Here is an 8,258-nt window from a genome sequence, read left to right on the forward strand (position 1 = left end):
ACAGGTGAAGTCTGCCCTTTTTTAAGTCTTTACCGATAGGCAGAAAGAGCAAATGTGGTTATTGTAACTACTGCGGCAATTTCTTCGATTCATTCATGAGTGATTACATTGCCGTGAATAATTCAGGCTAAGTTCTGTAATAAAAATTTTAATTCATTTATCGTTTCATCTGTACTTTCTGTTCGTAAAACAATAATCAATGACAAAATAAAATCTATTATGGCAAGCAGAAAAAATAAATAGAATAATTTCAGAATTGGAATATCAAAAACACTTCCGGCAATACCAATCAAGCCTAACCAATATAGTTTTTTTATGATTTTAACGACAGTTTCTATGCCAATCTTATTTTTTTGCATATAAAATCCCTTAACAATTTTCAGAATAATCAAGAGTTTCTTTTATTTGCTGCACACTTCAGCTACTGATTTTCTTGATTATATCATGACCGGTCATACTATAACAATCTGAAAAGCGCTGTAAACCGCACGCCATTTTCCGTGTTCTCCATACTATAGGAAATCCCGTGGTGGTCCAGGATCGTTTTTGTGATATACAGCCCCAGACCGCTTCCCCCGCTGTTCCGGTTCCGGGATTTGTCCACCCGGTAGAATGGTGTAAAGAGCTGCTCTAAATCCTCCTGTTCAATGTGTATCCCGCTGTTCTCCACAGACAGAACGCCATCCTGCAAGGTCACAGTGACTACGGCTCCACGGGGCGAATAGGCAACCGCATTATCCAGCACATTGGCGAACACCTTTTCCATAAGCCGTGCGTCTCCCTCATAATGAAAATCCGGCTGGATATCCTGGCGCAGCTCCATTTCCTTATCCTCTATCCGTCCCATGACTTTGCGACAGGCTTTCTGCAGCATCCGGCTGATATCCAGGTCCGTGCGTTCCAACTTGAAATCGCTGCCGCCCATCCTGGCTGCGGATAGGATGTCTTTAACGATCCGCTCCATGTCATTGACGGTTTTCATACAGTGCCGCAGGTAAGTATCCCGGTCTTTGTATTCCCCAACCTGGTAGATCATTCCCTCCAGTTCCCCCTTGATAATGGCTATGGGCGTCTTCAGTTCATGGGAAACAGCGGTAAAGAAGTCAATCCTCTGTTTTTCCTGTTCACGCTCCCGTTCAATATCTTTCTGCAGCTGCTCGTTTGCGTCCTGAAGGCTGACAAGTGCATTGTTCAGGCGCTCCGACATCTCATTTAAGCTGTCCGCAAGAACACCGATCTCATCCCTTTGCTTTACCTCGCACTTCCAGGTCATATCCAGGCTGGTCATCCGCTTTGCCACACTGCAGATATGGATCAGTGGCCTGGAGAAATATCTGGAGCAGACCAGCGCCGCAAGAACAGAAATCAGCAGGATCACCACTGCAATCAGCGGGATGAGTTTTAAAAGGATTTCATAGGACTGGGATACCGCAACAAGGGAAATATCAGCAGAAACCTGGTACGTCTGCCATCCTTCCTGAAAGGTAGCAGAACAGGTCATGGTTCTGTCTGTCTCTTCCCAATTTTCCGGATCTGCATAATTTACAGAGAACACATCGCTTCCATCCGTGTCGGTGATCCGCACCGTAGCATTATTTTTCATGGAAAATGCCAGGATCTCCTCCGAGCCTGCTTCCCAGCCACTCCGTTCCAGAGTCTCCATCAGCCTGTAGAAGTCGGAAGTTGCCTGGCTTTCCAGTTCCGTCTGGTAATTTTTCGGCAGGAAGACCATTACCACAGCATAAATGATGACACAGCAGGCCAGCAGCAATGCCAGCATACTCAGAAAGGTCTTCGCCTGGATACTTTCACTGATTTTCTTTTTCAATTTTATATCCCACTCCTCTGATTGTCTCGATATAATCCACGCCCAGTTTCTTACGGATATTCTTGATATGCGTATTCACGATCTTCTGATCGCCATAATACTCATATCCCCACACGCTGTCCAGAAGACTCTCCCTGGAAAACACTTTTCCCGGATTTTCCAAAAGCAGCTTCAGGATTTCAAACTCCCGGCTGGTAAGGGATACCTCATCCGTTCCTACCAGCACCTCATAATTTTCCCCATCCAGTGTGATCTCTTTATACCGGATCACAGATGGTTCCTCCTCGTTTCCCTGTTCCGTCCGCCGCAGCACCGCCTCAATCCGGCGCAGGACAAGAGGCATGGAAAAGGGCTTGATGATATAATCATCCGCAAGGACATCAAATCCCTTCATCTGGCTGGCGTCATCATCCCGTGCCGTCAGCATGATGATCGGCGTCCGGCTTTCTTTCCGCAGGATCTCGCAGACTGCAAATCCGTCAATCTTCGGCAGCATCAGATCCAGCAGCACCAGGTCCGGATTGCATCTCCGGAATGTCTCAATCCCTTCCAGACCGTCACCGGCACTATATACTGTATATCCTGCATCCTCCAGGAACGCCCGGACGATGTTCTGGATAGCTGTTTCGTCTTCTATAATCAAAATTGTCTTTGCCATAACAGTACCTCCGCTATTTGGACAACAGTGTATCATACAAAGATGGAGTTTTGATGGAGTTCCCCGATTTTTCATACGGATTTTAAACTTTTCATAGTTTTCCATTTTCTACGGAAACATCCCAGGGGCTCATTCCCCTGGGACATCCACAAATTTGTACCCGACTCCCCACACAGTCTGGATATATTCTTTTGTTGTTACCTCCCGCAGCTTCTGGCGAATATTCCCGATAATACAGAACACCGCACTGCTTACATCCACCGGCTCCTCTTTCCAGACTGCCCGATATATCTGTTCTTTTGTGTAGACTCTTCCTGGCTGACTGGCGAGATAAACAAACGTCTGAAATTCATACGTTTCCGTCAGAGGAAGCACCTTCCCCTGGTAAGAAATCTGGTGCTTGACTGGATCAATGCAAAGACCGGAATACTGAAAAACCTTATCATGCTCTATCGCTGTTTTCTCTGTATCGAATTTAGCCAGAAGCTGCTCTGTCACTTTTCCAGACGGATCCGTGGTGCGAAGGATGATTTCAATACGTTCCATCACCCACCAGCTTTCCTATCTTCACCCCTTGGATTTTTCCCTATGTTTGAATTGCCTTATACTTATTCTTAGAGTTCGTTGATGGTTTCTGTCACTGAAATCGTCCGTATCCGTTTGGCCGGAGAATAAGCGGCCAGCACCGCCGCAACAATGACAAACAACACAATGATTGCCAACGCTCCGATTGGCAGACTCCAAACCGCATAGGGAAAGTGGTTTGTGATAAGGAAATCATACAACACTTTGCTGAGCGGCAGGCCAATCATACAGCCAATAACACATCCCCAGAAGGCATAGGTAAAGGCTTCTGCCAAAATCATTTTTGAAATCTGATTACCGTCCATCCCCACAGCCCGCATGGCACCGTACTGTTTGATCCGAGCCGATACGCTCATAGAGATACTGTTGACAATATTCAGCACTGTAACCAGTGTTATAATACCCAGAAAAGCATAGACACAGGCAACAAAGGCAAAATAAGTGCCAGATGTACGTTGATCTCGCTTATCATTCATGGTATAACCGTTTTCCTCTACGATCTGACCGATTGTGGCAACATCCTCGTCCGTGGCATTAGAGGTTGTTTGAACCATAATGAGCGAATAGTCTGTAATACCGGTCAATCGGGTAAATGTCTCCCCCGATGTGATCAATGTTATCTTCCCGTCCGTGAGGCCATCCCCGCTAAATGGATCATATTTTAACAGACCTGCAATCGTAATCTGCTCGTTTCCAACAAGGAGGGTATCGCCCACGTCCCAAGAACTGTTCCGATCCCATGTCGCAAGAACATATCTGCTATCACCATAAACTTTGGATAAATCACTGCCCCAGCGAAGCGTTCCGTCTTTTTGGAGAGCTTTCAGGTCAAAATCATCAAAAGAGACAATATCTACAGTGCTAGAAAGAGTCGTATCACCCTTCAGCCCGGCAGCCACGTCAAAACTGCTCCTACGTCCATAGACCTGTTTAACACCTTCCATATTTGTAAGCGTCTGTACCATATCGCTGTCGATAATATTAGCACCGTCACTGCTTGAAATGTCAATATCAGAAGTAGCCACCGATTGAGGCATCAAATGGTCCACAAAATCAATCATAACAGAAAAACTTAAAAATAGGACGATACTCAGCGCAAAGGAACCTATCATCAAAAATAGGTTTTTCTTTGCAGCTACCGCATGGTGAATCCCCAATGCCGTTTCAATTTTGAAAAAACCTGTGTGGACAGAATGATGGCTCATTTTATCCGACTCCGTATTTCCTGAAACAGCTACAACAGGGGATACCTTAGCTGCCCGCTTAGCAGGGATTCTTGCGGCCAAAAGGACTGTAATCACGCCGACTAAAATACCACTGACAATTCCAATGCTGCTGATGCCAAACAGCGGAATGTTCGAGAACTCTTCCCCGACAAGGAATCTTAAGGCAGCACATAATGTCCACGATGCCAAAACACCTAGAACAAGGCCAATAGGAACGGCTATTTTGCACCAGTTCAATGCTTCCAGACGTACAAAACGGATGATCTGCTGTTTACTCATACCGATACAACGCATCATACCAAAAAACTGGGTGCGTTGAGCAACACTGCTATTCATACTACTGGAAATCATCAACACTCCGGCAATAAGAACCAACAGAAACATCACTCCCGCCGTCATTAGCAGTGTCTGTCCCATTGTGGTATTTATTAAACTACTAAGGAGCGAAAAATCACCATGTTTTTCTGAGAGACGGGACTGCTCCATTCGTGTGCCCATTTCTGCCATGCTGAAGATAGCTGTAACCATGAATACAGAGAAAATGATACAAAGCAATGTCATACGGTTTTGCCGCCGATGAACCTTGGCAGAGATTGGGATCAGACTTAAATAGCTTCTCATTCTCGACACCTCCCAAAATCATCTACGACACCATCCGATACTCGAAGAATATGATCTGCTGTCTGAGCAATGCTCTGACTATGAGTAATCATTACGATGGTCTGCTCATACAGCCGAGACGCTTCTTTCAACAGAGCGATGACTTCGCTGGTATTCTGTGTGTCAAGATTTCCCGTCGGTTCATCGGCAAGAATCAGCGCCGGGCGAGTAATTAACGCACGCCCTATCGCCACACGCTGCTGCTGTCCTCCGGAAAGCTGACTGGGCAAATGGTTACGCCGCTCCTTTAACCCCAGTACCCTCAGCAGCTCTTCCAAATACTTTTTATTTGGTTTCTGATAGTCAAGTAAGACCGGGAAAATGATATTCTGCTCTACAGTCAGTTCTGGGATCAGGTTAAAACTCTGGAAAATAAAGCCGATATTCCTGCGGCGGAAAATCGTCAGATTACGCTCTTTCATCGAGAAAATGTCTTTGCCATCAATAAATACTTTGCCAGAAGTAGGAGTATCCAGGGCCCCTATCATATTCAGTAAGGTCGTTTTCCCAGATCCGGACTCTCCAACGATTGCAACAAATTCACCTTTAGGAACAGAGAATGTGGCATTTTTCAGGGCATGAACCGTAGCCTCTCCAGTTCCATATGTTTTAGAAATATTTTTGACTTCTAATAAATTCATTCAATCCTACACCTCTTTCTGATTTGATATAGAAAGAGTAGCACGTCAACCCTACAATCAGATGACTTCCAGCCTACAATTTTGTAGGAATTAAGAAATTCATAGTGAAAGTCGTGCCAACTCCTAATTCACTATCAACTTCGATAGTTCCATTATGGGCTTCTATAATTGTCTTTGCCAGCGGAAGACCTAATCCAATTCCCTGCTTGTCTTTTGAAAAACGGCTGCGGTAAAACCGCTTAAAAATATGCGGCAGATCCTCCGGATGGATGCCACAGCCATTATCCCGCACGACTATTTGTACGACGGAAGCAAATTTTCTCCATTCGATATGGATTTCTGCTCCTTCTTTTGTATGGTCAAACGCATTTTTTACAATATTACTGATTGCTTCCAGCATCCAGTTCTGATCGCAGGACAAGGTAATTGCATCATCACCAGAAAAAGAAAGTGTCTTTTTCTCCTGCTCTGCCCGATAAGCGAAATGACGTTCTATATATGCCATCATTTCAGCGACATTTTCTACATTCTTCTCAATTACGATGGTTCCTGCATCCAGTTTTGCAATTTTAAGCAGGTTCTGTACAAGAGTTTCAATCCGGTCAAGCTCCTGTTCCGAAAGCTCCGTAAACTCATGTATTGTCGGTGTATCCTTCGCCTCTTCCTGCATGATCCCATTATAGATGTTCAATGCAGCGAGAGGTGTTTTCAACTGATGAGAAATATTGGAAATCGTATCTTTCATAAATTTTTTTGAACGGCCTTCGTTCTCCGCCTGGGCGTTCAAAATAGAAACCAGGGAGTTTACTTCATGAAACAGACGGTACAATTCTCCCTCGTCGTCACACTCAATCCGTGCGTTCCGATCTCCGGAAATATAATCTTTAATCTGCGAAACTGCATCTTCCATAATCTCGTTCTGGTCACGAAAATATAAATACATGGACGCAAAAACAGCAATTCCCATAGCCATAGAAGAGAACAGTACACAGTAAGCTGCATAATGAACTCTGAGGCTGACGCAGATAACAGAAACTGCTGTAAACAAGATGAAAAATATCAATACACAGGAAAAAAGCCTTTTAATTTTATTATTAACCAGTATTCTCATGGCCCGTACCTCATTCTATGGTATTCCACTTATAGCCCATACCACGGACTGTAACTATGCTGTGCGGATCAGCAGGATCATCTTCAATTTTCTTACGCAGTCTGCGAATATATACTGTCAATGTATTGGTGTCAATGTATTTTTCATCACAATCCCAGAGTCTGCTCAGTATCTGTTCCGGAGAGAGGATCATATCCGGGTTTTCCATAAACAGGCAAAGCAGTTTATACTCACTTGCCGTCAGGTCGATTTGTTTACCATTCTTATAAACCTCCCCTTTCAGCCGCTGTATTGTAATACCATTAGAGCTTAGCTCTGTCTCCATCTGATTAAAATTTTCGCTTCTGCGTAAAAGTGCATTTACTCTTGAGAGAAATACTGCAAGTTTAAAGGGTTTTGTAATATAATCATCCCCGCCTATATCAAGCCCCATGATAATATCTGTTTCTTCATCCGCCGCAGTAAGAAACATAATCGGCACTTTTGAAACTTTACGGATTTTTTGGCAGATATCATAACCGGAGCCATCCGGAAGTGATACATCCAAAATAACCAGATCATATTTCCCGTTCATCCATAATTGCTCTGCTTCAAGGCTCGTCCGGGCCACATCTATCTCATATCCCTGCTTCTTAATAGCAAAGGATAATCCGTTAATCAAACTCAAATCATCTTCTACAAAAAAAATGCGTTTCATGCTTTACCATCCCCATTTATTTATAAATTTCACTGTCAGTAACCGTCCCGACACTTCTTATGAGTCATCGTATAATTCTTCATGCTTTGTCCTTCTGTCTTTTATTATAATTCCTTCTTGAGAATTGAACAAGAATGCATCCAATATCAGAAACTTCCAATATATGAAATAATCCCAGGGGCTCACTCCCCTGGGACATCCACAAATTTGTATCCGACTCCCCACACGGTCTGGATATATTCTTTCGTTGTAACCTGCCACAGTTTTTGGCGGATATTTCCGATGATACAGAATACCGCACTTCTCACATCAACCGGCTCCTCCTTCCAGACTGCTTGGTAGATCTGTTCTTTCGTATATACTCTCCCTGGCTGACTAGCAAGATACGCCAGGGTATGAAATTCGTAATTCTCTGTCAGAGAAATTTCTTGCCCCTGATAAGATGCCTGGTGGCGGAGCGAGTCAATACAGAGTCCGGAATACTCAAGAACCTCATCACTCTCTGTCGCTGGTTTCTCTGTATCGAATTTCGCCAGAAGCTGCTCCGTCACTTTTCCAGTTGGATCCGTGGTTCGGAGGATGATTTCGATCTGTTCCATTCTACACGTTCCTTTTCCAATTTGATTAAGAAGATACTATAGAAAAGTAACACCTACTCCTATTTATATTTGCATTAGCTGATATTTTGTACTTATTCAACATAAAGCCGTTCCATAATATTCTTTAACCTGAATTATTCACGGCAATGTAATCACTCATGAATGAATCGAAGAAATTGCCGCAGTAGTTACAATAACCACATTTGCTCTTTCTGCCTATCGGTAAAGACTTAAAAAAGGGCAGACTTCACCT

The 8,258-nt window shown here is 43.9% G+C and carries 9 protein-coding genes; all 9 read right to left on the bottom strand.

From position 1 onward, the window contains the following. Window positions 1-122 precede the first annotated feature (122 nt). On the bottom strand, window positions 123-359 hold the full coding sequence (locus LKD70_RS18085; protein WP_227709254.1) for a hypothetical protein: 237 nt from the start codon (window positions 357-359) through the stop codon (window positions 123-125). Between the two features lie 98 nt (window positions 360-457). Continuing rightward, the gene (locus LKD70_RS18090; protein WP_201311786.1) at window positions 458-1,828 is read right to left on the bottom strand and encodes a sensor histidine kinase; all 1,371 of its coding nucleotides are present in this window, start codon (window positions 1,826-1,828) and stop codon (window positions 458-460) included. Beyond that, window positions 1,809-2,486 (bottom strand): response regulator transcription factor, encoded by a 678-nt coding sequence (locus LKD70_RS18095; protein WP_227709255.1) that lies wholly within the window; start codon window positions 2,484-2,486, stop codon window positions 1,809-1,811. The genes LKD70_RS18090 and LKD70_RS18095 overlap by 20 nt, the downstream gene beginning before the upstream one ends. 129 nt (window positions 2,487-2,615) lie before the next feature. Continuing rightward, window positions 2,616-3,032 (bottom strand): winged helix-turn-helix domain-containing protein, encoded by a 417-nt coding sequence (locus LKD70_RS18100; RefSeq protein WP_227709256.1) that lies wholly within the window; start codon window positions 3,030-3,032, stop codon window positions 2,616-2,618. A gap of 68 nt (window positions 3,033-3,100) precedes the next feature. Further along, complete coding sequence (locus tag LKD70_RS18105) at window positions 3,101-4,918, bottom strand: ABC transporter permease (RefSeq protein ID WP_054352589.1); 1,818 nt, start codon at window positions 4,916-4,918, stop codon at window positions 3,101-3,103. Beyond that, window positions 4,915-5,598: an ABC transporter ATP-binding protein gene (locus LKD70_RS18110; RefSeq protein WP_227709257.1), complete on the bottom strand. Its 684-nt coding sequence runs from the start codon at window positions 5,596-5,598 to the stop codon at window positions 4,915-4,917. The genes LKD70_RS18105 and LKD70_RS18110 overlap by 4 nt, the downstream gene beginning before the upstream one ends. Window positions 5,599-5,671: 73 nt before the next feature. Next, window positions 5,672-6,571, bottom strand: coding sequence for a sensor histidine kinase (locus LKD70_RS18115; RefSeq protein WP_407691002.1), 900 nt, complete (start codon window positions 6,569-6,571; stop codon window positions 5,672-5,674). 148 nt (window positions 6,572-6,719) lie between these two features. Then, window positions 6,720-7,406 (bottom strand): response regulator transcription factor, encoded by a 687-nt coding sequence (locus LKD70_RS18120; protein ID WP_227709259.1) that lies wholly within the window; start codon window positions 7,404-7,406, stop codon window positions 6,720-6,722. Window positions 7,407-7,588: 182 nt separating this feature from the next. Further along, the gene (locus LKD70_RS18125) at window positions 7,589-8,005 is read right to left on the bottom strand and encodes a winged helix-turn-helix domain-containing protein (RefSeq protein WP_227709260.1); all 417 of its coding nucleotides are present in this window, start codon (window positions 8,003-8,005) and stop codon (window positions 7,589-7,591) included. Window positions 8,006-8,258: the final 253 nt, after the last annotated feature.

The sequence above is a fragment of the Ruminococcus turbiniformis genome, from assembly GCF_020687545.1.
Taxonomy (GTDB): Bacteria; Bacillota; Clostridia; order Lachnospirales; family Lachnospiraceae; genus Mediterraneibacter; species Mediterraneibacter turbiniformis.